Here is a 26,506-nt window from a genome sequence, read left to right as displayed (position 1 = left end):
CTTGCTATAGCAATATTATAGTGTAATAATTTATCTGTAAATTTTTAAATACTTATAGAAAAGAAAGTTGTATATGGGAAAACTTGAAGAAAAATCAAAGAAAAGAAGTCGCAAAGAAAATATACAAAAAATTGTCTTAAATACAATAAAAGGTGCTGGGTTATTAAGTGTGGCCTTACTTGCACCAAACGCGGTTGGCACTCTCTATAAATTAGGTGTTATTAAAAAGAATACAAATTACCGTGTTAATAGAACAATAGACAGTCTAATTAAGGGCGGTTTGGTTCGTTTTGAAAAAACAGATAGAGGAACTTTTGTTTGTTTAACACCAGCAGGGGAACATCATTTATACAAACAATACGACAAAGGTTTGATTGTTAAACCAAAGCGATGGGATGGCAAATGGCGCGTAATAATTTACGATCTAAAAGAAAATAAAAAATCCTTACGTGAAAAACTACGACTTACTTTGATTGGTTTTGGATTCACTAAACTTCAAGATAGTGTTTGGGTGTATCCGTATGATTGTGAAGATTTAATAGTTTTAATGAAAGCCGATTTTAAGATAGGTAGGGAAGTGCTCTATATGATAGTAGACAAGATTGAACAAGACGAAAGTTTGAAAGAAAAATTTGGATTAAGCTAACTTTTTAGTTAATCAGATAAGTAGTCAATGATAATTGAGTAAGTTAAATAAATTAAATACAGACCCATACGTACACTATAATCTTGCTATAGCAAGATTATAGTGTACGTATGGGGTAAATAAAAATAACAGATTAAATGGAATATTGTTTAGGTAAAATTAAACCTAGTAAATTCACCTTATTTGCTTCTTATTTTGTGTGCAATTTTGTATAATATAGAACAATATGGATAAAAATGTACGAGTAGCGATAAATGGTTTTGGGAGAATTGGGCGAGCCTTTTTGAAGTTGGCACTTAATGACTCGCGGATGACTATTGTTGCGATAAATGATTTAGGGGATGCGGAAAATCTCGCATATCTTTTGCGTTACGATACTGTTTATGGTCGCGGGCGAACATTGATTGAAATCGTAGAAAAAGGAAGTGAGAAATATTTAAAGATTGGAAGCAAAGAAATTCTATTACTCGCAGAGCGTGAACCAGCCAAACTTCCGTGGGGAAATTTAAATATAGATGTTGTTGTTGAATCAACTGGAGTATTTGAAAGCTTTGATAAAGCGAAAATGCATATTGATGCTGGCGCGAAGCGCGTTGTTATTTCTGCTCCAGCAAAAGATGGCGAAGAGAATGGTCCAAATGGAGCAACGGTACTTATGGGGGTAAACGAAGTTGAGTTATCAACCTGCAAAGTAAGTTCAAATGCTTCATGCACCACAAACGCCGGTGGTCCGGTTATGCAAATTTTAGATGATGCAATCGGAATAGAAAAAGCAGTTTTAAACACAGTGCATGCTTACACGGCAACACAAAGTATTGTTGATTTACCAGATGTAAAAGATTTTCGTCGTGGTCGCGCTGGCGCGCAAAATATTATTCCTTCAACGACCGGCGCGGCTGTTGCGGTGACAAAAGCGATTAAAGGTTTAAGTGGAAAATTTGATGGTATTGCTATCAGAGTCCCTGTGGTTGCGGGTTCTTTAGTTGATATTACTTTTATCTCAAAACGAGAGACAACTGTTGAAGAGGTAAACGAAGTACTAAAAAAGGGTGCGCAAGAGTTGAGATGGAAAGGAATTTTCGCAATAACAGAAGAGCCACTTGTTTCCGCTGACATTATTGGCGATACCCGCGCATCAATTGCTGATTTGTCGTTTACTAAAGTTGTTGATGGAAATTTAGTGAAGGTTCTTGCTTGGTATGACAACGAGATGGGATATACCAAAACACTTATTGAGCACGTAATTAAAGCGGCGTCATACATAGTATAATTTTAAATTTCAAATTTTTAATTTCAAAATAATGTATTAAGGTAACGAAATGAATTACGATCTTGAGGAGAGAACTGCGAAATTTGGAGAAAAAATTATAGATTTCGTTAATTCTTTAACAAAGAATGAAGTAAACAAGATATTTGTTAACCAGATTGTTAGGTCTGCTACAAGTATTGGTGCCAACTACATGGAAGCAAATCAAGCAAGTTCCAAAAAAGATTTTAGGAATAAGGTGGGTATTTGCAGGAAAGAAGCTAACGAGACAAAATATTGGATTAGAATGATATCTAAAGCTAATAGTGATAAGATTAATGAGTGTAAGAATCTTTGGAAAGAATCCCACGAATTATTGCTTATTTTTTCTAAAATTTTTAGCAGTTCTGATAAAAATTAAACATTATGACATTATTTAAAAATTTGAAATTAAATATTTATAATTTTCTATGAAGATATTCATTGGTTCTGATCACGCAGGGTACGATTTGAAAGAAAAACTTTTACAGTTTTTGATTGACCTTGGGTATGAAGTAACAGACGAAGGACCGTTTTCTTTTGATCCAGAAGACGATTACCCCGACCATGTATCAGAAGTAGCTAAAGAAGTTGCGGATGGCGGAGGAGAAGTTAAAGGGATTGTCCTTGGTGGTTCTGGACAAGGGGAGGCAATCGTTGCCAACCGTTTTAAGGGGGTTCGCGCAGTTGTTTATTATGGTGGTGCGGGCACTATCGTGCGTCTTTCTCGTGAACATAACGACGCAAACGTTCTTTCTATCGGCGCGCGCTTTGTCAGCGAAGAAGAAGCTAAACAGGCTGTTAAAATGTGGCTTGAGACCGAATTTTCTGGTGAGGAACGACACAAAAGGCGAATAGCCAAATTAGACCAACTAGATAATTAGTTGGTCAGTTAGGCTCTAGGCACTAGTAATTATGAGTAAAACGTACAAGGATTTATTAGTTTGGAGCAAGGCGATGGACTTGGCTGTAAAGGTGTACTGTTTAACGGAGAATTTTCCTAAAGAGGAGATTTACGGGCTTACTTCGCAAATGAGGCGGGCAGTCGTGTCTATCCCTTCAAATATTGCTGAAGGAAAACTTAGGGGCGGTAGTAAAGAATTTAGACATTTTTTATTGATTGCTTTTGGTTCTGGTGGGGAACTAGAAACTCAAGTTGAGCTGGCTAAGAAACTTCCTAAAACATCCAATCTAGATTATTCTGATGTAGAGCAGTTACTCAATGAAGTTATGAAAATGTTGAATGGTTTAATCTCTAGTATTAATAAGCTAACACCTAAAGCCTAATCGCTAATCCACTATGATTGAAATTATTCCGGCGGTAATGCCACGAAGTTTAAACGATTTAGAAGAACACATTTCGCGTGTTGTTGGTTCTGCTCCATGGGTGCAAATTGATGTGATGGATGGAATTTTTGTTCGTGGTAAAACATGGCCGTATATTTCTTTTGATGCCAAAGCGTTTGAGTTTGAATTCGAAGGATTACCAAACTGGGAAGAAATTGATTACGAATTTGATTTGATGATTAAAAATCCCGAAAAAGAAATTGACCGGTTTGTAATGATTGGTGCTTCGAGAATAATACTCCATGTTGAAAGTACAGAATTAATAAGTGAAGCGATTGCACTTGCGAAAGAAAAAGATTTAGAAGTTGGTTTAGCTTTAAATATTGATACACCCAATGAAGTTTTGGAAAAATTTATTACCGATATAGATTTTGTTCAGTTTATGGGTATTGCGACAATAGGTCTTCAAGGTGAACCATTTGATAAAAGGGTTATTGAAAAGATATCCTCATTTAGAAAAAAATTTCCTGATGTTATAATAAGTGTTGATGGTGGAGTGGGAATGAGTAATGTTTCAGATCTTGTAAACGCGGGCGCTAATCGTTTGGTTGCTGGATCTGCGATATTTAAAAATGAAAATACTCACGGTGCAATAGGAGATCTTTATAACACAGCAAACAATGCTATCTGACAAAGAAATTAAATTTTTAGAACTTAAGGCGAATGAAATTCGCCAGTCTATTATTGGTATGCTTATGGAGGCTGGTTCTGGTCATACAGCTGGACCGCTTGGTATGACAGACATTTTTACTGCTGCCTATTTTCATTTTTTACAGCACGACCCGAAGCGACCCAACTGGGATGAACGCGATAGGTTAATACTTTCAAACGGACACATTTGTCCTGTACTTTATGCGACACTCGCTCACGCTGGATACTTTCCAGTGGAGGAATTAAAAACACTTCGAAAGTTTGGGTCTCGACTGCAGGGTCATCCACACCGTGAATGGCTTCCATTTGTAGAAACGTCATCTGGACCGCTTGGTTCAGGACTTTCACAAACGGTCGGTATGGCTCTTGCCGATAGAATAGACCATGGTCGTTCCACTCCACACTTTTTTTACTGCTTATTGGGCGATGGGGAGCTTGATGCTGGTGAAAACTGGGAGGCTATAATGCTTGCTGGTAAAGAAAAACTCCGTAATGTTATAGCAATTATAGATAGAAATAACATTCAAATAGACGGATTTACGGAAGACATTATGCCCCTTGAACCACTTCACGAAAAATGGGAATCATTTGGTTGGCACGTGCAAGAAATAGACGGACATAATTTTCAGGGAATTATTGAGGCGGTAGAACAGGCTCGTGCGATTTTTGAAAAACCATCAGTTATTATTGCGCACACAATTCCAGGAAAAGGAGTACCAGAGTTTGAGCGTGATTTTAGGTGGCATGGCGTTACCCCAAATAAAGAGCAAGGAGCACAGGCTTTAAAAGAACTCCGCACTTTACACGGACAAATTGAAAGTGAAGCACATTAGAATATGTTAAACAAAGATATAAAATTAAATCCAAAACTTTTCGATGTTGACGTTGAACAGCTACCAATACGAAAGGGTTTTGGTGAAGGATTGTTAATTGCTGGAACACAAGATGACAGAGTTGTTGGATTGTGCGCTGATCTTACAGAATCAACACAAATGCATCTGTTTAAAGAGAGATTTCCTGCACGATTTATTGAAATGGGTGTAGCTGAGCAAAATTTGGCGGCAGTTGCCTCGGGAATGGCAGTAATGGGAAAGATTCCGTTCTTTACGTCATACGCGATGTTTTCTCCTGGAAGAAATTGGGAGCAGATTCGCACGACTATTTGCTATAACAATGTTAATGCCAAAATAGTTGGCTCTCATGCGGGAATTTCTGTTGGTCCAGATGGTGGAACTCATCAGGCTGTTGAGGATATTGCTTTGACTCGTGTTATTCCAAGAATGACAGTACTTGTTCCGTGTGATTCTATTGAAGCGAAGAAAGCGACAATTGCTGCTGCAAAATTTAATGGTCCAGTTTATATTCGTCTTGCAAGAGAAAAAACTCCAATCATTACGGGAGATGATACTCCGTTTGAAATTGGTAAAGCGCAGGTGTTTTACGAGACGGAAAATTCTTATGATAAAAAAGTTGGAATCATTGCTACGGGAGCACTTGTTCACAAAGCTCTTGTTTCTGCGCGTGAACTTGAGACAGAAGGAATTTCTGTTGGGGTTATGAATCTTGCGACAATAAAACCTCTCGATAAAGAAGCTGTGTTAAATTTTGCTCGCAAATATCACGCAATTGTTACAGTAGAGGAACACCAAATTGCGGGAGGAATGGGAAGTGTTATTTCAGAACTTTTGTCTTCGGAATTGCCGACACCCATAAAATTCGTTGGCGTTAAAGACTTATTTGGACAATCTGGTAAGCCAGAAGAGCTTATAGAACATTACGAAATGGGAGTTGGTTCAATCAAAAAAGCGGCCAACGAGGTTCTTTCGCTCGCTCGTCTTTTGAAATCGTAATTTTAAAACTAGATTTTTTTGGGAAGATATTCTGCCGGGGAGGCAGCTTTTAATAATTCCTCAAGCTTTTCGCGAGAAAGAAGTCCTTCTTGCGCGCCGATTTTTTGTACAACAGACATGGAATTTACCGGTGCCCACGTGAATGCTTCAACAGGGCTTTTACCTAAAGCGAGTGCGGAAACAAACGTAGAAGCGAAAGCATCTCCTGCGCCAGTGCGTTCGTAAGCAGGACGATGATCGGGATAAAGCGGAATAAACCAATTGTCTTCGGCGTGCGACAGATATGCGCCATTTGGTCCATCTGTTAGGACAACAATTTTTGGTCCGAGCGCACGCATCATTCCAAGTAATTTCTTCGGGTCTTTTTCGTTAGTGTTTAGTATGAGCTGTGCTTCTTCTATGTTACAGATAAAAAAATCTGTTCGTGCATATATATGACGAAGTGATTCGCGTCCAAATTTCATTTGATATGTGCCTGGCTGAAAGGCGAGTTTAACGCGCGGGTTCTCGGCACAATATTCAGCTATAGTTTCATGGAAAGACAGAGAGTGTTCCCCAAGAGAACTTAGATAAAGCCATTTTGGGTTTTCAAAGTGAGGTAGTTCGTATGGGAAATTTTCGTGTTTTATTAAAATGGTGCGATCATTTTGAAACCACAAAACGTAGTGATAGTTTGTTTTTTTACCATCATGTTGACGCACAAAATCTGTTGAGACCAATTCTTTTCGAAGTGTATCAATACACAATTTTCCGTTGGCATCATGTCCAACGTTTGTCACTATGGCCGACTTCAATCCGAGTCTAGATGCGGCAACGGCCGCGTTTGGACTATTGCCAACAGCAGAGACTAGTTTTGAAAACTCAAAAGGAACCTTATTTCGAAATGGTATACAAAGAAGATTTTTTTCTTCGTTAACAGAACCGCCAGAAGAATCGTCGAGGCGAATGAAATCGTCGATGACCGTATCTCCAATTGCAATGATGTCAAAACTCATACAAACATATTTTAACACGCTTTCGAAGCACGTGGTATAATATTTTCAAATGAAATCATTAAGAGAGGTTATTAAGGAGGCTGACGAGAAGGGTGTTGCGATTGGGCACTTCAATGTCTCAAATCTGGAGATGCTAAAAGGCGTTTTTGAGGCCGCAAAAGAGCTAAATCAGCCGGTTATTGTTGGTGTTTCTGAGGGGGAGAGGGATTATATTGGAGTGGAGCAAATTGTCGCTTTAGTGCGTAGTTTGCGCGAAGAACATGATTTTCCAATCTTTTTAAATGCAGACCACTCCTATTCATTTGAGCGCGTTAAAGAAGCAATCGATGCTGGTTTTGACGCTGTTATTTTTGACGGAGCAAAACTTTTACTTGGAGATAATACTCAAATTACTAAGCAGTGTGTTGATTACGCTAAGGCGAGCGGTAAAGATGTTCTTATTGAAGCAGAGATTGGATATATCGGAATGTCCTCACAGGTTATTGATACAGTTCCAGAAGGAATTGACCTTAAGAATTTTACAAAGCCAGAGGAAGCAGAGAGTTTTGTAAACTCCACGGGAATTGATTTATTTGCACCGTCAGTCGGCAACATTCACGGTTTTATTAAAGGTATTGGCAACCCAGCTCTTAGTATCTCTTCTATTAGAGATATAAAAAATAAAATTAACACACCGCTAGTCTTACACGGTGGTTCTGGTATTTCAGAAGAAGATTTTAAGGAGGCTATTCGTGCCGGTATAAGAATTGTCCATATAAGTACAGAGATGAGAGTGCTGTATCAAAAATCAACCAAAGAGGCTGTTGATAAAAGTATTGAGGAGAATCAGGTTGCTCCATATAAATACGACTCTGCTGTGGTTGACGACCTAAAGGATTTTGTAAAAAGATATATTTTAATGTTTAGTGGTGTTTAATATCTTTAAAAAAGTGTTGTCTTACAAAGACTTCACAATTTTATTTGGTTGTGTATAATGTCCGCCATGTTTGAACTAGCAATAGAAGAACGAGACATGAAGGCAAATCTTGCCACCGTACGAAAAAACGGGCGTATTCCCGCTGTATTTTACGGACCAAAAGCAAAATCAACTTCATTTTCTGTTGATACTGTTCAGTTTAAAAAAGTACTAAAAGAAGCAGGGGAATCATCACTTGTGCGTCTAACTGGATCAAATGGCAATACTGATGTTTTGGTTCACGAAGTGCAGTATGACCCAATCCGCCACGAGCCTATTCATGTTGATTTTTATGTTGTTGAAAAAGATAAAAAGACCCAGATTGAAGTTCCTCTAGAGTTTGAAGGGGTTTCTCCAGCAGTTAAAGATTTTGGTGGAATATTGGTTAAGGTTCTTCACGAAATTGAGGTTGAAGCTCTACCACAAGATTTACCACACAACATTGTTGTTGATGTTTCCTCTATTGTTGCGATTGACGGACACGTTACCGTTAGTGACATTAAAATGCCAAAAGGTGTTACCGTCTTAACAAAAGGTGACGAAATCGTTGCTTTGGTATCAGAAGCAGCCAAAGAAGAAGAGGCACCGGTTGCAGCAATTGACCTTTCTGCAATTGAAGTTGAAAAGAAAGGTAAGAAAGAAGAGTCCGGAGCAGAAGAAGAGGAAAAATAGGACAATCTACAAAGTAAACACAAAAAACAGAATGCCAAATCATTCTGTTTTTTAATTTTTTCGTCGTGTGGCTTGAAAGTATTCAGTAAGATAGAATATATAGATGGTGTAATTTTCCTGAAATCAATACACCAGTTTTTCTTTTTAGCTATTATGATACTTCGCCATCCTTTTAAAATATTCCTAGTCGTATTTTTGGCGACATCTTTTTCGGTACTTTTTTCTCTGGGCGCTAATGCTCAAACAGCAGATGTTATCAATCAGCAAGAAGCAAAGCTTCAAGCGGAATACGACGCACTTCAAAAAGAAATTAATACATGGCAGATGGTTTTAGACGAGACGCGTAAAAAGGCGAATACTATTCAGGGAGACGTCACTATCCTCACGGCTAAAATAAGAGAGGCAGAATTAATGATCAGGCAAAAAAATCTAGCTATTTCTCAGCTCGGAAAACAGATTAACGAGAAGAGTAAAAAAATAAAAGACCTTGAGGTTAAACTTGACGACGGGCGTCAGTCGTTGGCGCAAATTATCAGAAAAACAAACGAGATAGACGAAGAGTCTGTGGTTGAAGTTATGTTGTCCAACAGGAACCTTTCCGAGTTCTTTCAGGACATTGATTCGTTTAGTTCAATAAAAAATGAAATGAGACAGCACTTCACTCTTGTTAGAGAGGTTAAGGCAACAACAGAGGAAGAGCGTAAAAGATTGGACCAAAAGAAAAATGAGGAAGCAGACGCTAAATATGTTGTTGAGGTAAAAAAGAAGACCATTGCGCAAACGGAAGCAGAAAAAAAGAAGCTTTTAGCGGCTACAAAAAGTGAAGCAAGCGGTTATCAAGCTGTGCTAAGTGAAAGGCAAGCTAGGGCAGCTCAAATCAGGGCTGCGTTGTTTAAGCTTCGTGACACAGATGGAATCTCTTTCGCGAAAGCACTTGAATACGCAACTTTGGCTGGAAGTAAAACTGGTATACGACCTGCGCTTATTTTGGCGATTCTTACTCAGGAATCTGACTTAGGTAAAAATGTTGGATCATGTATTTTGTCTAGTATTGATACAGGTGATGGTGTTGGAAAAAATACTGGAACGATTTTCGAGAAAGTCATGAAGTCCCCTAGAGACACAGAGCCATTTAAAGATATTACCAATAGACTCGGAATGGACTGGAAGGTTACTCCCATTTCGTGTCCACCAGCAGCGAAGTGGTCATCATCGCGTGGTTATGGTGGGGGAATGGGACCTTCACAATTTATTCCATCAACTTGGGAAATTTTTAAAAAACGAATAGCGAGCTCGGTTGGTGTTTCTCAAAATGAAGCAAATCCTTGGAATCCAGAACATTCGTTTATAGCAACAGCGATATATCTCTCTGATCTTGGAGCCGTGAGTGGAAGTTATACCGCGGAAAGAAATGCGGCGTGTAGGTATTATTCTGGTAGAAGTTGTGACAACAGAAAACCAGTTAACACTTTTTATGGCACGCAGGTTTTACAAAAAGCAGAAACTATCCAAGCTAATATTGAGTTTTTGAAAGGGGTTTGATTTGCTTTTGAATAAATACCCCCTTTATCTATTTTTAAAATGCATTACGGAACGCGACCGGCGTGAGTATAGCCAATTTTCAGCAGAAAATTAGGCGTGCATTTTAAAAATAGAGAAGAAATGAACATTTGCAAATTTCAACACTTTCTAGTAAAGTACAGGCTTATGAAGAAAGAGATTCACCCAAAATATAACGACGAAATTAAGGCTACCTGCGCCTGTGGAGCGACTTACGTCGTTTCTTCTGGTTTGCCTGAAATTAAGGTGGAAATCTGTAGTGCTTGCCACCCATTCTATACTGGCAACGAAAAGGTTATCGACACCGCCGGACGTGTTGAGCGTTTCAAAAAGCGCAAGGCAGCCGCAGAACCTACTAAGAAAGCAGTTAAAAAGTCTTAGATAATAAAACGGAAAAACAGCGATGCAATTGCTGTTTTTTCTTTTTCTACCACTATGCAGGATCTTGAAAACTGGAAGAAGAACTCAAAGACCGCTTATCTGGCGACTCAGTTTGAGCAATTACTGAAAGAAGAGGAAGAGATAAACTCTATGGTTGAGAGCGATTCTTCCATGGGCGAAATTGCAGAGGAGGAGTTAAAAAGAATTTCTGAGCAAAAAGAAATAATCGAAAAGCAGATTGAGACAATCTTTGAATCAGAGAAGGAGGAGGTGGCAAAACCAACCGGTGCCATTTTAGAAGTGTATGCGGGTGTAGGGGGAGAAGAAGCTGCACTTTTTGCGGAAGAGCTTTCTATTATGTATCAGCGATATGCTGAATCTCGTAATTGGTCTGTGACTAGACTTGATGAATCGCGAAGTGAACTTGGTGGATATAAAGAAGTTTCGTTTGAAGTAAAAGGAAAGGGAGCTTATGAAGCGCTTCAGTTTGAAACCGGGGTTCATCGAGTGCAGAGAATTCCTGCAACGGAAAAATCAGGTAGAGTGCACACGTCAACAGCATCTGTTTCGGTTTTACCGATTCGTACTCGTTTTTCATACACAATATCTCCGGCTGATGTGGAGATGGAACTTTCTCGTTCCGGTGGTGCTGGTGGGCAAAACGTTAATAAAGTTGAAACGGCTGTACGCCTTATTCACAAACCAACAGGGGTTGCGGTGCGTTGCCAGAGCGAGAGAAGTCAGTTGAAAAATCGCGAGAAGGCTTTTGAAATGCTTTCCGCGCGCCTCTCAATGCTCAAAGAAGAAGAAGAGTTTAATAAGCTTTCTGCTGAAAAAAAGAGCCAGATTGGAACTCGCGACCGTTCAGAAAAAATTCGCACGTATAATGTTCTTCAAGATCGTGTCACCGACCATCGTATCAAGCAGACATGGCACAATATCGAGGGAATACTCGCTGGGGGCTTAGATCCGATAATTAGGACGTTTGAGGGGTTTAACGGGGTGATTCCTAGTGGAGGGGAGGGAGAACAAGACGAAGACTAATACGGGTTGCTTAGAATAAGCCTTTTTGTTAGTATATGAACTTCTAACCCTCTATATATGGGTGGGGTGGGATAATAATTTTAAAATATGCAGAAAAATACTAAAGAAATACCAAGCATGGAAGCGCTACTTAAGGCAGGCGCTCATTTCGGCTATTCCCGCACAAGACGTCACCCATCAATAAAAAAGTCACTTTTAGGTTCAAAAAATCACGCTGATATCATAGATCTTGATAAAACAAGTGAAATGCTTGAGATAGCTTGTGATTTTGTCAGAGAGCTTGGAAAACAAGGCAAGCAGATTATCTTTGTTGGTTCTAAGCCAGAAGCTCGCGATATTGTTAAAGAAGCAGCACAATCAATCGATATGCCTTTTGTCACAGAGCGTTGGATTGGAGGAACTTTGACTAATCTTTCAGAAATTAGAAAGCGAGTAGAAAGACTTTTGCAAATTAATGACGAAAAAGAAAAAGGTACAATTGCACGTTATACAAAAAAGGAACGTCTTATTATCGACTTAGAGCTCGGAAGACTCAACCGATATTTCTTTGGTTTGATTTCTCTAAAGAGTATGCCTGGTGCAATGTTTGTTATTGATTCTAAAAAAGAAGCCATTGCAATCGTCGAAGCCAAAAACGTTAAAGTTCCAGTTATCAGTGTCTCAAACTCTGACTGTGATGTTTCAGTGGTTACATATCCTATTGTTGGTAACGACGCTTCAACTTCAAGTATTAAACTTTTTGTTGAAAGCATCGTGAATGCATACCAAGAAGGGGTATCGATGCGCGAAGAGGTTGCTAAATAATTTACTCATAAGTTCTTTTTTAAAACCATGGTAACAATGGATCAAGTTAAGGAATTGCGCGACATAACAGGTGTTTCCGTTATGCAGTGTAAAAAAGCTCTCGAGGAAGCAGAGGGAGACAAAGAAAAGGCAATTGAAATCTTAAAAAGAAAAAGTAAAGATATTGCCGGAAAGAAAGGTGACAGGACTTTGGGTTCTGGCACTGTTCAGTCATACATTCACTTAGGTGGTTCTGTTGGTTCAATGGTTGAGCTTTCTTCTGAAACTGACTTCGTTTCAAAAAACGAAGAGTTTAAGAAACTTGCCTATGACATTGCAATGCATGTTGCGGCAGCAAATCCAGAGTTTGTTCGACGTGAGGATATCTCCGAGGAAGTTATCGAAGACTTAAAAAAAGTATTTACTGAAGAGGCTCTAGCTGCTGGTAAGAATGATCCTGTTGTTAAGGAGAAGGTTGTTTTGGGTAAATTAAATACATACTTTGCAGAGAGGGCTCTACTTGAACAGCCTTTTGTAAAGAATGGTGATGTTACTGTTGGAGCATTGGTGGATGAGGCAGTTCAGAAATTTGGGGAGCGTATTGAAATTGCACGCTTTGCACGTTTTTCCACAGTTAGGTAGTATTATTGACATAGGTATATATGATTTTACCGGCTATATTTTCTTTGGTTTTTGCTTCCGCCATCTCGGGGATGGTTCTTTTTAGGGTGTGGAGCATTAGGAGGGGTAAAATATTAAGTGGTGAAGAATGTAGAGTTGAAGATCTTTTGTCGGTGTTTGAATGGGAAAAAGCCTGGGAAAGTTTTTCAGCATTTATCCTTGGTAAGTTACAAAAGATGTCATCTGCTTTTTCTCGAATTTCAATAAACTTTTATCACATAGCGAAAAAGTTTATTGAAGAGAGAGTAGAACACTTTTCGATGTCTATTCCGCCAGTTAGCGGAGAAGATGGAGAAAGGGGGTCAGCTTCATTTTTTCTTAAGGATATATCCAATCATAGGGATAGTTTCCGTAACGGAGAATTGAAGTAGTTTTTTAGACAATTGCTCTAAAACATTTTGTGTGTAAAAATGTTTGGGCAAACAAGCCTAGTGATTGCATTAGCCGCCTTAGCTCCCCAGTAGCAGAGAAGACTCGCTACGGGGCAGGCAGTTGGTTCCATCAGAGCCGCCTTAGCTCAGTGGTAGAGCGTCGCTTTTGTAAAGCGAGGGTCCTCGGTTCAAATCCGAGAGGCGGCTCTGATGGAGTGAACAGAATTAGCGTTTGCTTGTCCCGTTGTAAATAATTTTTACTACCGGGATAAAGCGAGGGTCCTCGGTTCAAATCCGAGAGGCGGCTCCAATAAATTTACAACAAAAAACTAGCACAAATTGTGCTAGTTTTTTGTTGTAATGAAATTCTAACGAAGAGTTTAATTTGAAAGTAAGCGAACAATAAAAGCAATGATTGCGATGACAAGGAGTGTGTGAATAAGGTCGCCACCTAGATTAAAACTGAAGCCAAGTAACCAGAGAATGAGTAAAACGATTATAGTTGTTTGAAGCATATTTAAAAAAATTATCGGTAATACACTAATGACGTGTCCCTAGTTAATTCATTACACGATATTTGTAAAAATATAAATTAGGCGTGGCCATATAGTATTTTAAATTTTTCAAGGCCACGATGTAACTGAACAGCAACAGCATTTTTCGTTTTTCCGGTTAGGATGGATATTTCTTCAAGTGAAAGATCTTGCACATACCTCATGTTCATAACTTTTCGATATGTTTCTGGGAGTAGTTGTATTAGTAAAAGCGCCGCCTTACCGTCTAGTGCATTTGCAAGAAGTTCTGCTGAGTCATTGTTTCCTGGGTCAAAACCTTTTTCCGTGAGAACATCAAGAGAAGTTGTTTTATGTTTGCGATACTCGTCTACTATTAGATTATTTAGGACGTGGTAAAGGAAGGCCTTCATCACATCAATTTTTCCCCCTTTAACCAGATACGCCCACGTCTTCATGAAGGTGTCTTGAACTAAATCCTCGCCAATCTCATGGCTATGCGTTTTAAAAAACGCATGCGAGTTAAGACCTTTCTCGTATTCTCCATGCGCTAAAGTTAGCGCTCTTTGTTGTTGGGCTGTTTCCTTTTTATTCATTTTAGTTTAAGTAGTTACAACCTATGACGTTTCTTGGTTTGTTTCATTACATCAAGATTACGACGGGTACTGAGTTTGTTGTCGTGTTTGGTTGCGGGCCAGTTCTTTTTGTGGAAACGATAGCTGTGTGACATTACATGGCACCCAGTGGAATAGAATATCTTACCCAAATAGTACCACGTTGTGTTGATTATATCAAGTGTAACAAGTAGGCGGTTTGGTCGGCATTGTTAACATGGAAACAGTACTTATTTTCTCCGAAATAGTTTTCAATCTAACAATTTCTTTGGCCGTAATGGTAGTTGGAGTTTTGATGACTGTTATTGCGTATCACCTAGTAAGCGTAGCCCAAGATCTTAAAAAGATTTCCGACAACATTACTAATGTTTCGTCGGAAGTGGGGGAGAGGATAAGCGAAGCCCTAGAAAGACTTTCAGAACTGCCAGTACTTTCATATTTTTTTAGGAAGCGTCCGTCAAAATACGTAAAGGAAGGTCGTGTAAAAGTAATTAATAAGAAATATAGTAAATAATAAAAAATGAACAAAAAAATAGTTAATAAAAAAAACACAAAAGGAAATAGTGGAAAACTTTTAGAAGGGGCTTTGGTAGGGGCAGTGCTCGGTGTTGTGGCTGGAATACTTATAACGTCAGAAGCAGGGAAGAAAATAGGAACTGATATCAAGAAACTTTCCGGAGATTTCTATCGTTATATGGCACCGCAAGTGAAGAAGTTAAAAAATCTTGGCGAGTCAGAATACAACACTCTTGTTGATCAAAGTGTTAAGAAATATGCCAAAGCAAAAAAACTTTCCATTGCAGAAGAAAAGATTCTTGTTAAGGAGGCAAAGCGTTCATGGAACCATATTAAAAAGCATCTGTAACATTAATTTGCTAGTTTATTTATTTTTTAATCAGTACAACCTGTAATCGGTTAGATATATAAACGGCAATTATTGTAGTGAGGGTAGTTTTCAGGTCGAACGATTATTTAGAAGCTTAAATTAATAACAATAATAAAAAAAATATGTCTAAAACTATAAATTACACAGAAATATTGAATCGCTTTCTTTTGGAGGCGGGAATAATTTTGTCAGCAGCAGTAATTATCAGCACGCCTTTGTTTGCGCAAGCAGAAACGCTAAACCGTCAGTTGGAAATTGGAATGAGTGGGTCGGATGTTTCCGCCCTTCAGACATTCTTGGCTTTGGATCAAACTATTTACCCCCAAGGTCTCGTGACTGGGTATTTTGGTCCTCTAACAAAGTCTGCCGTATCGAATTTCCAGGCGCGTAACGGCATTGATACTGTCGGTAGAGTTGGTCCGATAACGCTTTCGGTCCTTAATGCTCAGATGGTTGGTGGTATAAGTGTTGGGGCAGACTTAGTTGCACCACTTATTACCAGCTTAAACATCACCACCACTAATACAAGTGCCTCTGTCAGTTGGAATACCGACAGTCTGGCTCGTGGGAAGGTTTACTACAGCACTTCACCAATTATGCTAAGTAACACCTTTGACCAGACCGGCATTCATTCTGTTGAGCCTGGTGTAAGTGGTATCTTGGCACAATATGATGGCGCCTCAAAAACGTATCATAACGTAAACATAAACGGTCTTAGTCCAAATACTAGGTATTATTACTTGGTTGAAGTACTAGATTCGTCAAACAACGCAAGTATAACCCCACCTTCTTCTTTTTATACTAATCAATAGTATTGGAGAGATTTAGGTTAAACAAAAAAATCTTTTTGGAAAATTACCAAAAAGGTTTTTTTGCGCCCTCTTTGTTTTGTTGTAATGGTTTTCGTTCTTGTTCGGCTCATGTGTATAGAGAAAATATTATGAAAAAACAAAAAACGATACTAATAATCGAGGATGAAAAAAGTCTCCGCAGCGCAATAGTTGATATTCTTCATATTAAAAATTTTCTATCAATTGAGGCTAGAAATGGAAAAGAAGGTGTGGTTTTGGCGCTCTCAAAACACCCAGACCTTATCTTACTCGATCTTATTATGCCTGAAATGGACGGCATAACGGCCTTAAAGAACATCAGAAAAGATAAATGGGGAGAGAAGGTGCCAATTATTATTTTAACCAATTTAAGTGGCCCCAACGAACAGTTTGTAGACGATTTACTAGTTCATAAATTAACACATTATTTAATAAAATCTGACTGGAAGCTCCATGCTATTGTGAAGAAAATAGAAGAAATACTGGAAATTTAAAAATTTTATGAAAAAAAAAGTTATAACCTCAGTATCCAATGAAATAATTCGAAACCTTAAGGTTCTAGCCAAGGAAAAAGAGGTTGTTCGACGTAAACTGGAGATAACGGCAAAGGAGCTCGCCGAGACGGCCAAGAAACTTGCCACAACAGCTAGGGAGAGGGAAATTGTTCGACGTAAACTAGAGATAACAGCAAAAGAACTCGCTGCAACAGCAGAAAAACTCGCTGCAACAGCAAAGGAAAAAGAGGTTGTTCGGCGCAAACTAGAAATAACAGCAGAAAAATTAGCTGTCACAGCAAAAGAACTCGCTGCAACAGCAAAAGAAAAAGAGGTTGTTCGAAGAAAACTAGAAGTTACAGCCGCAAAACTAGTAGTAACTGCGGCGAAGTTAGCAATAACAGCAGGGAAGCTCGCAGTGACCGCCGAAGAGAAAGAAGACGTTCGCCGTAAACTCGCAGTGACCGCCGAAGAGAAAGAAGACGTTCGCCGTAATCTTTTGGTAACAGCCACTAAACTTGCTGCAACAGCTGAGGAGAGGGAAAGCGTTAGACGTAAACTCGCCGTAACAGCAAAGGAAAAAGAAGACGCTAGACGTAAACTCGCGGTGATTGCTAAAAAGCTTAAAAAATCACACGAAACACTAGAACATAAAGTTCTCGAGCGTACTAAAGATTTAGAAATGGCTAGAGTGAAAGAGGAAGCAATATTACTGTCAATTGGTGACGGTCTTCTTGTTACCGACGAGAAGGGAATTATTATAATAATGAACAAAACAGCCGAAAAGCTGTTTGGCAAAAAGAGAGAGGAGACTATTGGAAAAATTTTTTCCGATACTATTCTCCTTGAGAACGAAAAAGGATTTCTTGTTTTTTTAGAGCAATATCAGGCAAAAACAATTTTGGACGATAACACAACTACCTCCGTTTCCACTTATTATTATAGGAGAAAGGATAAAACAAAATTTCCCATGTCTGTTATGGCGACCCCCGTTATTCTCAAAGGAAAGGTGATAGGCGCAATTAAAATTTTTAGGGACATAACATCTGAGAGAGAAATAGATAAAGCTAAGACGGAGTTCGTCTCTCTTGCTAGTCACCAGCTTCGCACGCCGTTATCTACTGTTAATTGGTATGCTGAAATGCTTTTGGCGGGTGACGTAGGAGAATTAAATGATAAACAAAAAAAATATCTTGATGAGGTTTATAAAAGTAATCAACGCATGGTTGAGTTGGTAAATGCACTCTTAGACGTTTCTTCTTTGGAACTCGGTACGTTTATCGTCGAACCAGAATCAGTAGATATAAGTAAACTTGCTCAAAGTGTCATAGATGAACAAAAACCACAGATTAATATAAAAAAAATATCATTCTCTTTCTCTTCAGAGAAGAATGTCGGAGTTATACAGGCAGATCCAAAGCATTTGCGAATGGTGGTGCAAAATATTTTATCAAACGCTGTGAAGTACACACCAGATGGAGGAAAAATTGCAATGTCTCTTTCTTGGTCAGGGAAAGGAAATATTCTTTTAAAAATTCTCGACACAGGTTATGGCATTCCAAAGAATCAACAAGACAAGATATTCACCAAGTTGTTTAGGGCAGATAATGTTAGAAATAAGGATACTGATGGAACAGGGCTCGGTCTTTATATTGCAAAATCTATTGTTGAAAATTCTGGAGGAAAGATTTGGTTTAAATCTTTAGGGGTAGGAGATAGCGGTACTACTTTTTATGTAACACTACCATTACTAGGAGCTAAAAAAAGGGGGAATAGGTATGCAAAATAAATTATCAATATTCATAACTCAGTATACAAAAACACATGATTAAAAAAGCTTTAAAAGAAATTAACAGCAAAAAAAAAGATATTTCTAGTAAAAAGAAAACAATCTTGGTTATAGAAGATGATCGACCTTTGCTCGAGGTGATAAACGCAAAACTTGAGAAAAGCGGTTTTGGAGTTATCTCTGCTCGGAGTGTTGAAGAAGCTTTTAATGCAAAACTCGAAAAAAATTCTCCTAAGGCGATTACTGTGCTCAGTATTGAACAAGCTCTTAAATATATCGAAAGCTTGGAGAGAGTTGATGCGGTTTGGCTCGACCATCATCTCCTAGGAGAAGAAGATGGTCTTGCTTTTGTTAAAAAATTTAAAGCAAACGGTGGAAGGTGGAATAAAATACCCGTTTTTGTTGTTTCTAATGCCGCAAGTCCTAAAACAATAAAGTCATATATTGATTCCGGTGTAAGCAAGTATTACGTTAAATCTAACCATCGTCTTGATGAAATCATTGAAGATATAAATTTATTACTAAAATCATTTAAGTAATAAATTAACCTTTTGCTAAAGGGCTAATTTTACGCCTAGCCCAAGGTCTGTTTTTCTATGTGGCCACGAAAAATCAACTGTAAAATTAACTGTAATGGTTTTCCGTTTAAAACGGCATCACTGCGTAAGATAACTATTTTAAACAATAGAAATAAAAAAATGGTGCAAATTTAATAAGCAATAAAGCATTTTTTTAAAAATAATATATGAAAAAAATTAATGAAAACTTATCAGCAGTAGCGTTGGCTGTCTCCCTTGTTTTTGTAGGAACAGCGCCAATAGCTGTGCTTGCAGCAGGACCTGAAGTGATTAATCTTGGGTCAGCTGGAAATTTTGCTATTTTGGCAAAATCTGGAATATCGACTACAGGCACCACTTTAGTTGTTGGTGATATTGGGGTTAGTCCAGCAGCCGCAACACTTATAACCGGATTCGGGTTGATTCTTCCTTCTGCATCAGCATTTTCTACATCAGTACAAGTTACCGGGAAAGTGTATGCCTCTGATTATGCTGTTCCAACACCATCTAATATGACTACCTCAATCAGTAATATGGAAACTGCCTACACTGACGGTGCGGGTAGAACAAATCCTACCGCGACTGAATTAGGTGCCGGAAACATAGGCGGAATGACACTTGTTCCCGGATTATACAAATGGGGTACAGGCGTAACAATACCATCTGACGTTACCATTTCAGGTGGTGCGAATGATGTCTGGATTTTTCAGATAGCACAGAATCTTGAGATTAGTTCAAACGTTAAAATTATTTTAAGTGGAGGAGCGCAATCCAGTAATATTTTCTGGGTAGTAGCAGGTCAGACAACTATCGGCACAGGAGCCGTTTTTAATGGAAATATTTTGGACCAGACAGCGATTGTGCTGAATACTGGCGCAACGTTAAATGGTAGAGCACTTGCACAGACCGCGGTTACTCTTGATGCGAATTCCGTTAATATTCCTTCGGTTTCTATTTCCACTACTCCCGCTACACCAGCAATTCCAGCTGTTACAACAGTGACTCCTACGGTTTCTGCTACACCTGCTGTGCCTGCAACCCCAGCTTCATCTGTAACTACAACCTATACAACTCAATCTTCAGTTAACGAAACCGACTCTGGATGTTTTTCTGGAAATAAATTTAGCATAACAACTGGTCGCAATTGCGTTTCTTCAAGTGTGACCACTATGAATGACTCAGGATGTTTTTCGGGAAATAAATTCAGCATAACAACGGGCACTGCCTGTATCCCCGGAGCTTCTTCCCGTGGCATTGGACAAGAAGTCCGAGCAATTACAGCCAACCTTAGGGAGGGTGGTAGAGGTAGTGATGTATTAGCTCTTCAACAGTTTTTGATTTCAGAAAACAAAGGTTCGGCTGCTGTGGCTCTGTCTAGAGTTGGTGCCACGTCTTACTTTGGAGTCTTGACTCGTGAGGCTTTGGCTGAATTTCAAGCAAGGGTAGGGATTAGTCCGGCTTTGGGAAATTTTGGAACAATAACACGCGGATTTATAAGTGAGCATTATTAAAGCAATAATTAAATATTATAAAAAAATGAAAAAACTCAAAAACAATTTAATAGCAGTCGCAGTAGCAGTCGCGTTTGTTGCAGGATTTGCCAATCCCGTTGTCGTTTCCGCAGCATCTACACCAACACTTGGTACTGCCAGTACATTCGGTATTGTTTCTGATACTTGGACAAACTCCTTGAATGCTGGACTTGAGACAGCTATTAATGGAAATGTTTGTTATACCACACCACCAGACACAGCTCCGATATCAATTAATGGGATTACCGTTACGCCACTAAGCCAAGCTGTTGTGCCATGTATAAATGGGGCGGCTCAATCAACGGCTTTGGCAAATTTAAATAGTCAGGCGTGTACATCTCTTGGTGCCAACGTTGTTTTGTCTGGAACATATACTCCAGGTTGTTACTCTAGTAGTGGGACAATGGATATAGCACTAAGTACCACTGTGACCCTCGATGGTCCTGGGACATATATTTTCAGATCAGGTGGTGCGCTTACAACAGGAGCTAACTCCAAGGTTGTTTTGATAAATGGTGCGAGCGCTTCAGATGTGTTTTGGACACCAACAGGGCTTGCCTCAATTGGAGCGAACTCTGCAACATCACCGACACCAACCTTTGTTGGTAATATAATTGCCGATACTCTCGGCTCTACAGGGGTTACTTTGGGGCATTTTGCACACCTCTTAGGAAGAGTGTTGGCTTTTGGTCATACCGTTACAACTGACTCAAACACAATTACTGTGCCAACCACTCTCCGTGTTATTAAGACTGTCATTAACACGAGTGGAGGGACGGCCGTTTCTTCTGACTTTACAATACATGTGAAGAGTGCGGGTGTTGATGTTTCTGGTAGTCCACAGCTTGGAGCTGTAACACCAGGGACCGCCTACTCACTCTCAGCTGGTACTTATGTGGTGAGCGAAAACGTGAACCCATCATATACAGCAATTTTTAGCGGAGACTGTAATTCAAGTGGCAGCGTGACTCTTGCTTTGGGCGATAGTAAAACTTGTACTATTACCAACACAGATACACCACCACCTCCAACACCATCATCTACGGGCGGTAGCACCTTCTCTCCATTGCCACTTATTAACATTACAAAAATACCAAGTCCTGTTGCGTTACCTCTTGGTGCTGGGGTAGTCAACTACACTTACACAGCAACAAATATAGGTCCAGTTGCGATGAGTAATGTATGGGTTAAGGATAACAAGTGTAGTCAGGTAAATTTTGTTTCGGGAGATACAAATAATAACTCGTGGCTCGACTTGTCTGAAGCATGGATATACCGTTGTACTAAAACAGTTTCTCAAACTGAAACAAACACAGCAACTGCTCGTGGTTTCTATAACGGATGGGACACATATGACACTGCGAATGCAACTGTCGTTGTTGGTTCGGCTGTAACACCACCATTAATACATTTAGTAAAAAAGCCAAGCGTATCAGTTTTGCCGATTGGCGGAGGAGCTGTCACTTATGCGTATACAGTAACTAATCCAGGAACAGCGCCATTGTCGAACGTCAGCATTACCGACGACAAGTGTACTGGTCTACCAGGACGCGTTACGGGACACCCTGGAGACATCAACAGTAATAACTTGCTTGAGAGTAACGAAACATGGTCGTTTACTTGTCAGACAAATATTACTCAAACAACGACAAATATAGGCACAGCCGTGGGCTACGCCAATGGCTTAACAGCCGTCGATTTTTCATCGGCTACAGTTGTTGTACCTGAAGTTCTAGGAGCAACCGTTGGTTTTCCTAACGCAGGGTTCCCACCAGAAAGAGGAAATACTTTATGGTTTGTTGCCACATTGATAGGGGTTATCGCATTGGTCTCAACTACACTCAAGGTGGTCTTAAAAAAGCGCACGGTTTAAATACTCACCAGATTTCTGGCGAAGGATTAAAAAGTGTACTGTGAAGTTTATGTTTATGGTTCCGTTTTGATACGGATGTCGCCTTAGGATTAAATCCTCTCAAGTTTATGAAATCAAAAATCTCTTCAAATCAAACACTCGCAATAGTATTTCTTATAGGGTTCATTGTTTCGGCTGTTCTTTATTCTTACTTTACACCACGTAATTCAACAGGTGACAGCAAGGTATCTTTTATTGAATATCCAGAATTGTTGCCAATGAACCTACGCATTCCAGCCATTGAAGTTGATGCGTCTGTTGAAGAAGTAGGAATTGCTATAGACGGTGTAATGGATACACCGAAAGTGCCTGACATCGCGGGGTGGCTTAAAATTGGACCACGCCCGGGAGAAGAGGGAACAGCGGTTATTACAGGACACTTTGGTTGGAAAAACAATATTCCTGCAGTCTTTGACGATCTGAACAGACTAAAAAAGGGAGACAAGATCTATGTCGAGGATGGAAAGGGGAACAGTGTTGTTTTCGAGGTGCGTGAGATTCGGATATACGACGAGAAAGAAGTTGCTCCAAATGTATTTAGTTCAAATGATGGAAAGGCGCATCTCAATCTGATTACTTGCGAGGGCGTATGGGATAAAACGATGCAGAGCTACTCCAATCGCCTTGTTGTTTTTGCTGATAAGGTTTAAATACCGACCTTTTGGGGAGTGTTTTCCGGGGCTTTCGTTGGTGGTGAATTTTTGATAAAGTAGGCTCGAGTAATGCCTAGGAGACACCCAGTGTCGTAACCGATGCATGAAATTCGGTATTTTGTACCAGCACAACTTTATGGAAGGAGAAGATAAAAAACATAATATTTCTTGGGTGAATAAGGAGTCAATAAGTACTCCTTATTTTCATGTGGGCCGCGCCACTGATCTTTCTTTGGGGGATTATCGTTTGTACCGGTTTCTCGAAATGATTCCTGGCCTTATGGCTTGGGGGACGATTATTACAATAATATTATTGTCTATTTTTGCTCCGACTATTGCCGCAATGTTCATAATTGCTTTTGATGTGTATTGGGTTTTGAAAACAGCACATCTCTCTTATCACCTTCGCCATAATTGGAAGCGTATAAAGCATAATCTAAAAGTAGACTGGTCTTCAATGCTTGAGAATCTTAAGTATGAGCATATCTACCACTTGGTTGTTTTACCGTACTACGACGAAAGCGAACACGTGCTTAATAATACAATCGAAAAACTTGCTGAATCAAAATATGATTTGAAGAAAATAATCGTTGTATTAGGAGCAGAAAAAAGGGCCGGGGAAGATGCAATTCTACGCGGAGAAGCAATACTTTCAAAATATAAAGAAAAGTTTTTTGACGTTCTTTTGACTGTACATAGAGATGGTATTCCCGGAGAGATGGCTGGTAAAGGTTCAAATATTTCTTATATGGCAGAAGAAGCCAGAAAGCTCATTTTGGATGCGAAAAATATTGCATACGAAGATGTTTTAGTTTCTGCTTTTGATAGTGACACGGTAGTTTATCCTGATTATTTTACCTGTCTTACTTGGCACTTTTTAACTTGCGAAAAACCATATCAATCTTCATTTCAGCCAGTACCTTTATATAACAACAATATTTGGGATGCCCCAGCGCCATCACGCGTCGCTGCCATGTCTTCTACTTTCTGGCAGATGATTCAACAAGAAAGACCAGAAAAGCTTGTCACTTTTTCTTCTCACGCTGTTTCTTTTAAAACTCTTTATGAGGTGGGGTATTGGCAGAAGAATATGGTTTCTGAAGATTCAAGAATTTTCTGGAATCTTTTAATGGCACACGATGGAAACTATGAAATAGTTTCAATCGCTTATCCTGTTTCGATGGATGCAAATCTCGACTCAAGTTTATGGCAAACAATGAAGAATGTGTACAAGCAACACAGACGTTGGGCATATGGATCAGAAAATGTTCCTTATATTTTGATGAATTTTTTAAAAAATAAAAGAATTCCATTATTGCAAAAAATAAGAATTTCTTTGGTCCAGCTTGAAGGCTATTGGTCTCTTTCAACAAACCCGCTAATTATATTTTTACTTGGCTGGTTACCAGTTATAATAGGTGGGAGCATCTTTAACCAAACTGTTCTTTCTTATAATCTTCCAATCATGACAAGGAACTTGATGATTATCTCAATGCTTGGTCTTTTTCTTACCGCCGCGATTTCTTATTCTTTTTTGCCACCGCGTCCGTCAAATAGAACATGGCGAGATAATTTTTTTATGATTATTCAATGGGTTTTGGTTCCAGTTACTATCACCATTTTTGGTGCCATACCAGGACTTGATGCTCAGACCAGATTGATGTTTGGTCGTTATATGGGTTTTTGGGTAACACCAAAACACAGAGGAGAAACAACAGTTTTTGCCAAAACGAAAAATATTTAAATATGCCAATAAAACCACTTTCAACTAAGAGCAGAAATAGATTTTTTTATTTGCTGATAGCTGTGTTTTTTATTGCCTCCCCAATTTTGGTTTTATACACATCAGGCTATCGCTTTGGAGAGGGGATTGTTTCTGAAACAGGTGGCGTTTCTGTTTATTTAAGTCCAGCGGGTTCTACTTTATATATAAACAATAGGGCCGGAGATACGCTCGGCTTTTTATCTAGGTCGTTTTTTGTTCAGGATTTAAAAATTGGTAATTATTTTATTGAGGTCAAAAAGGAAGGGTATTATCCTTGGGCAAAAAATATTGTGGTATACCCCAAAATTGTTACTGAGAATTACGCATTTCTTGCTCCAGAAAAATTTATATTGGACGAAGTGTTGCAGTTCGGTAAGCTAAAAGAAGGCACTTCTACGACAACAAAAGAAGTCGTGAGGGTGGCAACAAGTACGGAAGAATATCTAGCCGTTAAAAGTTTATTTGAAAAAAGAAAATTAACTAAAGCAGAAGAAAAAAAAGAGCTTGAAGAGTCTCTCGATATTCATAAAAGATTTGATCTTGATGAAACTGACGACATTTTAATTTCAGGTAAGAGTGCTGTTTATTTAAACAATAATACAATCTCGGCTTTATGGATTGGTAACGTTTTAGATGCCCCATATTTTTTCCGTGTTTCTACTAGTACTGTAGCAACGACAACTGATATTTTTAAAAGTGAGGAAAAAATTTCTAATATTGAATTTTACCCAGACCGAACAGATGTTGTTTTAATAGAGAGGCCATCTGGGATTGTTGCCTTACAGCTTAATATTGGATCAAGGGAAGCAGATTTACGCCCGGTTTTTAAAGAGCGAGATTCAAAAATTCGCGTTGCCTCAAATGGAGCTTATTTTATAAAAGGCGTGGACGGTAGATTTTATCGCCTAGAATTACCATAAAAACTTTGTTTAAGGGCCTCATTTGGCTATAATCAGAGGACTATGTTGTCTCCGGAAAAAAGTGGCCACATTCATCCAATAACGCTAGCTGTTATGCGTATTTCGGACATTTTTTCGAGGATGGGCTTCGATACTGTTGATGGGCCAGAGCTTGAAGATGAATGGCATAATTTTGATGCTTTAAATATCCCCGGAGATCATCCTGCTAGGGATATGCAGGACACTTTTTGGATTAAAGATAAAAGGGGTGTAAATAAGTATGGCGAAGATGTTGGCTATGTTTTGCGTACCCACACAAGTAATATGCAGATTCGCGCGATGGAGAAACATGTCGCAGAAGGTCGCGAGTTTCCATTGGCTATCGGGTGTCCAGGAAAAGTATTTCGCAACGAGGCGACAGACGCGACTCACGAGGCTCAGTTTTTTCAAATAGAAGGATTTTATGTTGGCAAAGACACATCGCTTTCAATGATGGTGGGGGTTATGCAAAAACTTTTCTCAGATTTTTTTGAGACAGATATCGTAATTAGATTACGCTCGTCGTACTTTCCGTTTGTTGAGCCCGGTAACGAATTTGATATGCAATGTTTTAAGTGTAAGGGGGGCGGATGCAATATTTGCAAGCAAACAGGGTGGATAGAAATAGGTGGAGCAGGAATGGTACATCCACGAGTACTTGAAGCGGGTGGAATTAATCCGAGGGAATATCGTGGTTTTGCTTTCGGTTGTGGTATCGACCGTATGGTAATGCTCAAATATGGCATTGATGATGTGAGACTTTTATACAATGGCGATCTTCGGGTAGTGAATCAATTTTAGAT

At 39.1% G+C, this 26,506-nt stretch carries 31 protein-coding genes and 1 tRNA gene; 29 read left to right on the top strand and 3 right to left on the bottom strand.

What is annotated here, in order from left to right; genetic code table 11:
- Positions 1 to 73 precede the first annotated feature (73 nt).
- The 8 genes from cas2 to WC724_02005 all read left to right on the top strand — a co-directional run bounded on the left by cas2 (position 74) and on the right by WC724_02005 (position 5,779).
- Positions 74 to 646, top strand: coding sequence for a CRISPR-associated endonuclease Cas2 (gene cas2 / locus WC724_02040; protein ID MFA6077780.1), 573 nt, complete (start codon positions 74 to 76; stop codon positions 644 to 646).
- A 226-nt stretch (positions 647 to 872) separates the two neighbouring features.
- Complete coding sequence (locus WC724_02035; protein ID MFA6077779.1) at positions 873 to 1,916, top strand: glyceraldehyde 3-phosphate dehydrogenase NAD-binding domain-containing protein; 1,044 nt, start codon at positions 873 to 875, stop codon at positions 1,914 to 1,916.
- A 49-nt stretch (positions 1,917 to 1,965) separates the two neighbouring features.
- Entirely contained in the window at positions 1,966 to 2,313 is a 348-nt protein-coding gene (locus WC724_02030; protein ID MFA6077778.1) for a four helix bundle protein, read from the top strand.
- Between the two features lie 49 nt (positions 2,314 to 2,362).
- Positions 2,363 to 2,815 (top strand): RpiB/LacA/LacB family sugar-phosphate isomerase, encoded by a 453-nt coding sequence (locus tag WC724_02025; protein MFA6077777.1) that lies wholly within the window; start codon positions 2,363 to 2,365, stop codon positions 2,813 to 2,815.
- Between the two features lie 31 nt (positions 2,816 to 2,846).
- The gene (locus tag WC724_02020; GenBank protein MFA6077776.1) at positions 2,847 to 3,218 is read left to right on the top strand and encodes a four helix bundle protein; all 372 of its coding nucleotides are present in this window, start codon (positions 2,847 to 2,849) and stop codon (positions 3,216 to 3,218) included.
- 13 nt (positions 3,219 to 3,231) lie between these two features.
- Positions 3,232 to 3,909: a hypothetical protein gene (locus WC724_02015; protein MFA6077775.1), complete on the top strand. Its 678-nt coding sequence runs from the start codon at positions 3,232 to 3,234 to the stop codon at positions 3,907 to 3,909.
- Complete coding sequence (locus WC724_02010; protein ID MFA6077774.1) at positions 3,899 to 4,762, top strand: transketolase; 864 nt, start codon at positions 3,899 to 3,901, stop codon at positions 4,760 to 4,762. Before WC724_02015 ends, WC724_02010 begins: the two co-directional genes overlap by 11 nt.
- Positions 4,763 to 4,765: 3 nt before the next feature.
- Positions 4,766 to 5,779, top strand: a complete 1,014-nt coding sequence (locus tag WC724_02005; protein MFA6077773.1) for a transketolase C-terminal domain-containing protein — start codon at positions 4,766 to 4,768, stop codon at positions 5,777 to 5,779.
- An 8-nt stretch (positions 5,780 to 5,787) separates the two neighbouring features.
- Here the strand turns inward: WC724_02005 and WC724_02000 are convergent, their stop codons facing one another.
- Entirely contained in the window at positions 5,788 to 6,774 is a 987-nt protein-coding gene (locus WC724_02000; GenBank protein ID MFA6077772.1) for a carbohydrate kinase family protein, read from the bottom strand.
- Between the two features lie 49 nt (positions 6,775 to 6,823).
- Between WC724_02000 and WC724_01995 the strand changes: the two genes are divergently transcribed.
- The 9 genes from WC724_01995 (at position 6,824) to WC724_01955 (ending at position 13,428) form a co-directional block, all read left to right on the top strand.
- Entirely contained in the window at positions 6,824 to 7,690 is an 867-nt protein-coding gene (locus WC724_01995; GenBank protein ID MFA6077771.1) for a class II fructose-bisphosphate aldolase, read from the top strand.
- A gap of 66 nt (positions 7,691 to 7,756) precedes the next feature.
- On the top strand, positions 7,757 to 8,401 hold the full coding sequence (locus tag WC724_01990) for a 50S ribosomal protein L25 (GenBank protein ID MFA6077770.1): 645 nt from the start codon (positions 7,757 to 7,759) through the stop codon (positions 8,399 to 8,401).
- 153 nt (positions 8,402 to 8,554) lie between these two features.
- A complete protein-coding gene (locus WC724_01985; GenBank protein ID MFA6077769.1) occupies positions 8,555 to 9,943 on the top strand; it encodes a hypothetical protein in 1,389 nt (462 codons plus the stop codon).
- A 165-nt stretch (positions 9,944 to 10,108) separates the two neighbouring features.
- Complete coding sequence (gene rpmE / locus WC724_01980; GenBank protein MFA6077768.1) at positions 10,109 to 10,342, top strand: 50S ribosomal protein L31; 234 nt, start codon at positions 10,109 to 10,111, stop codon at positions 10,340 to 10,342.
- A 54-nt stretch (positions 10,343 to 10,396) separates the two neighbouring features.
- Positions 10,397 to 11,386: a PCRF domain-containing protein gene (locus tag WC724_01975; GenBank protein MFA6077767.1), complete on the top strand. Its 990-nt coding sequence runs from the start codon at positions 10,397 to 10,399 to the stop codon at positions 11,384 to 11,386.
- 87 nt (positions 11,387 to 11,473) lie between these two features.
- Complete coding sequence (gene rpsB / locus WC724_01970; GenBank protein MFA6077766.1) at positions 11,474 to 12,190, top strand: 30S ribosomal protein S2; 717 nt, start codon at positions 11,474 to 11,476, stop codon at positions 12,188 to 12,190.
- Positions 12,191 to 12,226: 36 nt separating this feature from the next.
- On the top strand, positions 12,227 to 12,811 hold the full coding sequence (gene tsf, locus WC724_01965; protein MFA6077765.1) for an elongation factor Ts: 585 nt from the start codon (positions 12,227 to 12,229) through the stop codon (positions 12,809 to 12,811).
- A 20-nt stretch (positions 12,812 to 12,831) separates the two neighbouring features.
- A complete protein-coding gene (locus WC724_01960) occupies positions 12,832 to 13,221 on the top strand; it encodes a hypothetical protein (protein ID MFA6077764.1) in 390 nt (129 codons plus the stop codon).
- 135 nt (positions 13,222 to 13,356) lie between these two features.
- Positions 13,357 to 13,428: transfer RNA gene (locus WC724_01955), tRNA-Thr, on the top strand.
- Positions 13,429 to 13,601: 173 nt separating this feature from the next.
- Here the strand turns inward: WC724_01955 and WC724_01950 are convergent.
- Together WC724_01950 and WC724_01945 are read right to left on the bottom strand one after the other, a co-directional pair.
- Positions 13,602 to 13,736 carry a lmo0937 family membrane protein gene (locus WC724_01950; GenBank protein ID MFA6077763.1) on the bottom strand — a complete coding sequence of 45 codons (135 nt, stop codon included), beginning with the start codon at positions 13,734 to 13,736 and terminating at the stop codon, positions 13,602 to 13,604.
- A 77-nt stretch (positions 13,737 to 13,813) separates the two neighbouring features.
- Positions 13,814 to 14,329: an RNA polymerase sigma factor gene (locus WC724_01945; GenBank protein ID MFA6077762.1), complete on the bottom strand. Its 516-nt coding sequence runs from the start codon at positions 14,327 to 14,329 to the stop codon at positions 13,814 to 13,816.
- Positions 14,330 to 14,564: 235 nt separating this feature from the next.
- On the opposite strand from WC724_01945, the gene WC724_01940 reads away from it, so the two are divergent.
- The 12 genes from WC724_01940 (at position 14,565) to pheS (ending at position 26,504) form a co-directional block, all read left to right on the top strand.
- On the top strand, positions 14,565 to 14,861 hold the full coding sequence (locus WC724_01940) for a hypothetical protein (GenBank protein MFA6077761.1): 297 nt from the start codon (positions 14,565 to 14,567) through the stop codon (positions 14,859 to 14,861).
- Positions 14,862 to 14,867: 6 nt separating this feature from the next.
- Positions 14,868 to 15,212 (top strand): YtxH domain-containing protein, encoded by a 345-nt coding sequence (locus WC724_01935; GenBank protein ID MFA6077760.1) that lies wholly within the window; start codon positions 14,868 to 14,870, stop codon positions 15,210 to 15,212.
- Between the two features lie 143 nt (positions 15,213 to 15,355).
- Entirely contained in the window at positions 15,356 to 16,045 is a 690-nt protein-coding gene (locus WC724_01930; GenBank protein MFA6077759.1) for a fibronectin type III domain-containing protein, read from the top strand.
- Positions 16,046 to 16,173: 128 nt separating this feature from the next.
- The gene (locus tag WC724_01925; protein ID MFA6077758.1) at positions 16,174 to 16,557 is read left to right on the top strand and encodes a response regulator; all 384 of its coding nucleotides are present in this window, start codon (positions 16,174 to 16,176) and stop codon (positions 16,555 to 16,557) included.
- A 7-nt stretch (positions 16,558 to 16,564) separates the two neighbouring features.
- Positions 16,565 to 18,346 (top strand): ATP-binding protein, encoded by a 1,782-nt coding sequence (locus WC724_01920; GenBank protein ID MFA6077757.1) that lies wholly within the window; start codon positions 16,565 to 16,567, stop codon positions 18,344 to 18,346.
- Between the two features lie 35 nt (positions 18,347 to 18,381).
- Positions 18,382 to 18,885, top strand: coding sequence for a response regulator (locus WC724_01915; GenBank protein MFA6077756.1), 504 nt, complete (start codon positions 18,382 to 18,384; stop codon positions 18,883 to 18,885).
- Positions 18,886 to 19,091: 206 nt separating this feature from the next.
- Entirely contained in the window at positions 19,092 to 20,414 is a 1,323-nt protein-coding gene (locus tag WC724_01910; protein ID MFA6077755.1) for an ice-binding family protein, read from the top strand.
- Between the two features lie 25 nt (positions 20,415 to 20,439).
- Positions 20,440 to 22,308 carry an ice-binding family protein gene (locus WC724_01905; protein ID MFA6077754.1) on the top strand — a complete coding sequence of 623 codons (1,869 nt, stop codon included), beginning with the start codon at positions 20,440 to 20,442 and terminating at the stop codon, positions 22,306 to 22,308.
- A 107-nt stretch (positions 22,309 to 22,415) separates the two neighbouring features.
- Positions 22,416 to 22,997 carry a class F sortase gene (locus tag WC724_01900; protein MFA6077753.1) on the top strand — a complete coding sequence of 194 codons (582 nt, stop codon included), beginning with the start codon at positions 22,416 to 22,418 and terminating at the stop codon, positions 22,995 to 22,997.
- A gap of 139 nt (positions 22,998 to 23,136) precedes the next feature.
- Positions 23,137 to 24,744 (top strand): glycosyltransferase family 2 protein, encoded by a 1,608-nt coding sequence (locus WC724_01895; GenBank protein ID MFA6077752.1) that lies wholly within the window; start codon positions 23,137 to 23,139, stop codon positions 24,742 to 24,744.
- Positions 24,745 to 24,746: 2 nt separating this feature from the next.
- A complete protein-coding gene (locus WC724_01890) occupies positions 24,747 to 25,685 on the top strand; it encodes a PEGA domain-containing protein (protein ID MFA6077751.1) in 939 nt (312 codons plus the stop codon).
- Between the two features lie 42 nt (positions 25,686 to 25,727).
- Positions 25,728 to 26,504, top strand: a complete 777-nt coding sequence (gene pheS / locus WC724_01885) for a phenylalanine--tRNA ligase subunit alpha (GenBank protein MFA6077750.1) — start codon at positions 25,728 to 25,730, stop codon at positions 26,502 to 26,504.
- Positions 26,505 to 26,506: the final 2 nt, after the last annotated feature.

Source organism: Candidatus Paceibacterota bacterium (assembly GCA_041661305.1).
In the GTDB taxonomy this organism is placed as follows: Bacteria; Patescibacteriota; Minisyncoccia; order Phycocordibacterales; family VMEP01; genus VMEP01.
Note: the sequence above shows the minus strand (reverse complement) of the source record. Positions and strands in the feature narration are given on the sequence as shown.

Excerpts from the sequence above, each read along its gene's own strand:
- cas2 (MFA6077780.1), top strand. The coding sequence starts at position 74 with ATGGGAAAACTTGAAGAAAAATCAAAGAAAAGAAGTCGCAAAGAAAAT.
- WC724_02035 (MFA6077779.1), top strand. The coding sequence starts at position 873 with ATGGATAAAAATGTACGAGTAGCGATAAATGGTTTTGGGAGAATTGGG.
- WC724_02030 (MFA6077778.1), top strand. The coding sequence starts at position 1,966 with ATGAATTACGATCTTGAGGAGAGAACTGCGAAATTTGGAGAAAAAATT.
- WC724_02025 (MFA6077777.1), top strand. The coding sequence starts at position 2,363 with ATGAAGATATTCATTGGTTCTGATCACGCAGGGTACGATTTGAAAGAA.
- WC724_02020 (MFA6077776.1), top strand. The coding sequence starts at position 2,847 with ATGAGTAAAACGTACAAGGATTTATTAGTTTGGAGCAAGGCGATGGAC.
- WC724_02015 (MFA6077775.1), top strand. The coding sequence starts at position 3,232 with ATGATTGAAATTATTCCGGCGGTAATGCCACGAAGTTTAAACGATTTA.
- WC724_02010 (MFA6077774.1), top strand. The coding sequence starts at position 3,899 with ATGCTATCTGACAAAGAAATTAAATTTTTAGAACTTAAGGCGAATGAA.
- WC724_02005 (MFA6077773.1), top strand. The coding sequence starts at position 4,766 with ATGTTAAACAAAGATATAAAATTAAATCCAAAACTTTTCGATGTTGAC.
- WC724_02000 (MFA6077772.1), bottom strand. The coding sequence starts at position 6,774 with ATGAGTTTTGACATCATTGCAATTGGAGATACGGTCATCGACGATTTC.
- WC724_01995 (MFA6077771.1), top strand. The coding sequence starts at position 6,824 with ATGAAATCATTAAGAGAGGTTATTAAGGAGGCTGACGAGAAGGGTGTT.
- WC724_01990 (MFA6077770.1), top strand. The coding sequence starts at position 7,757 with ATGTTTGAACTAGCAATAGAAGAACGAGACATGAAGGCAAATCTTGCC.
- WC724_01985 (MFA6077769.1), top strand. The coding sequence starts at position 8,555 with ATGATACTTCGCCATCCTTTTAAAATATTCCTAGTCGTATTTTTGGCG.
- rpmE (MFA6077768.1), top strand. The coding sequence starts at position 10,109 with ATGAAGAAAGAGATTCACCCAAAATATAACGACGAAATTAAGGCTACC.
- WC724_01975 (MFA6077767.1), top strand. The coding sequence starts at position 10,397 with ATGCAGGATCTTGAAAACTGGAAGAAGAACTCAAAGACCGCTTATCTG.
- rpsB (MFA6077766.1), top strand. The coding sequence starts at position 11,474 with ATGCAGAAAAATACTAAAGAAATACCAAGCATGGAAGCGCTACTTAAG.
- tsf (MFA6077765.1), top strand. The coding sequence starts at position 12,227 with ATGGATCAAGTTAAGGAATTGCGCGACATAACAGGTGTTTCCGTTATG.
- WC724_01960 (MFA6077764.1), top strand. The coding sequence starts at position 12,832 with ATGATTTTACCGGCTATATTTTCTTTGGTTTTTGCTTCCGCCATCTCG.
- WC724_01950 (MFA6077763.1), bottom strand. The coding sequence starts at position 13,736 with ATGCTTCAAACAACTATAATCGTTTTACTCATTCTCTGGTTACTTGGC.
- WC724_01945 (MFA6077762.1), bottom strand. The coding sequence starts at position 14,329 with ATGAATAAAAAGGAAACAGCCCAACAACAAAGAGCGCTAACTTTAGCG.
- WC724_01940 (MFA6077761.1), top strand. The coding sequence starts at position 14,565 with ATGGAAACAGTACTTATTTTCTCCGAAATAGTTTTCAATCTAACAATT.
- WC724_01935 (MFA6077760.1), top strand. The coding sequence starts at position 14,868 with ATGAACAAAAAAATAGTTAATAAAAAAAACACAAAAGGAAATAGTGGA.
- WC724_01930 (MFA6077759.1), top strand. The coding sequence starts at position 15,356 with ATGTCTAAAACTATAAATTACACAGAAATATTGAATCGCTTTCTTTTG.
- WC724_01925 (MFA6077758.1), top strand. The coding sequence starts at position 16,174 with ATGAAAAAACAAAAAACGATACTAATAATCGAGGATGAAAAAAGTCTC.
- WC724_01920 (MFA6077757.1), top strand. The coding sequence starts at position 16,565 with ATGAAAAAAAAAGTTATAACCTCAGTATCCAATGAAATAATTCGAAAC.
- WC724_01915 (MFA6077756.1), top strand. The coding sequence starts at position 18,382 with ATGATTAAAAAAGCTTTAAAAGAAATTAACAGCAAAAAAAAAGATATT.
- WC724_01910 (MFA6077755.1), top strand. The coding sequence starts at position 19,092 with ATGAAAAAAATTAATGAAAACTTATCAGCAGTAGCGTTGGCTGTCTCC.
- WC724_01905 (MFA6077754.1), top strand. The coding sequence starts at position 20,440 with ATGAAAAAACTCAAAAACAATTTAATAGCAGTCGCAGTAGCAGTCGCG.
- WC724_01900 (MFA6077753.1), top strand. The coding sequence starts at position 22,416 with ATGAAATCAAAAATCTCTTCAAATCAAACACTCGCAATAGTATTTCTT.
- WC724_01895 (MFA6077752.1), top strand. The coding sequence starts at position 23,137 with ATGGAAGGAGAAGATAAAAAACATAATATTTCTTGGGTGAATAAGGAG.
- WC724_01890 (MFA6077751.1), top strand. The coding sequence starts at position 24,747 with ATGCCAATAAAACCACTTTCAACTAAGAGCAGAAATAGATTTTTTTAT.
- pheS (MFA6077750.1), top strand. The coding sequence starts at position 25,728 with ATGTTGTCTCCGGAAAAAAGTGGCCACATTCATCCAATAACGCTAGCT.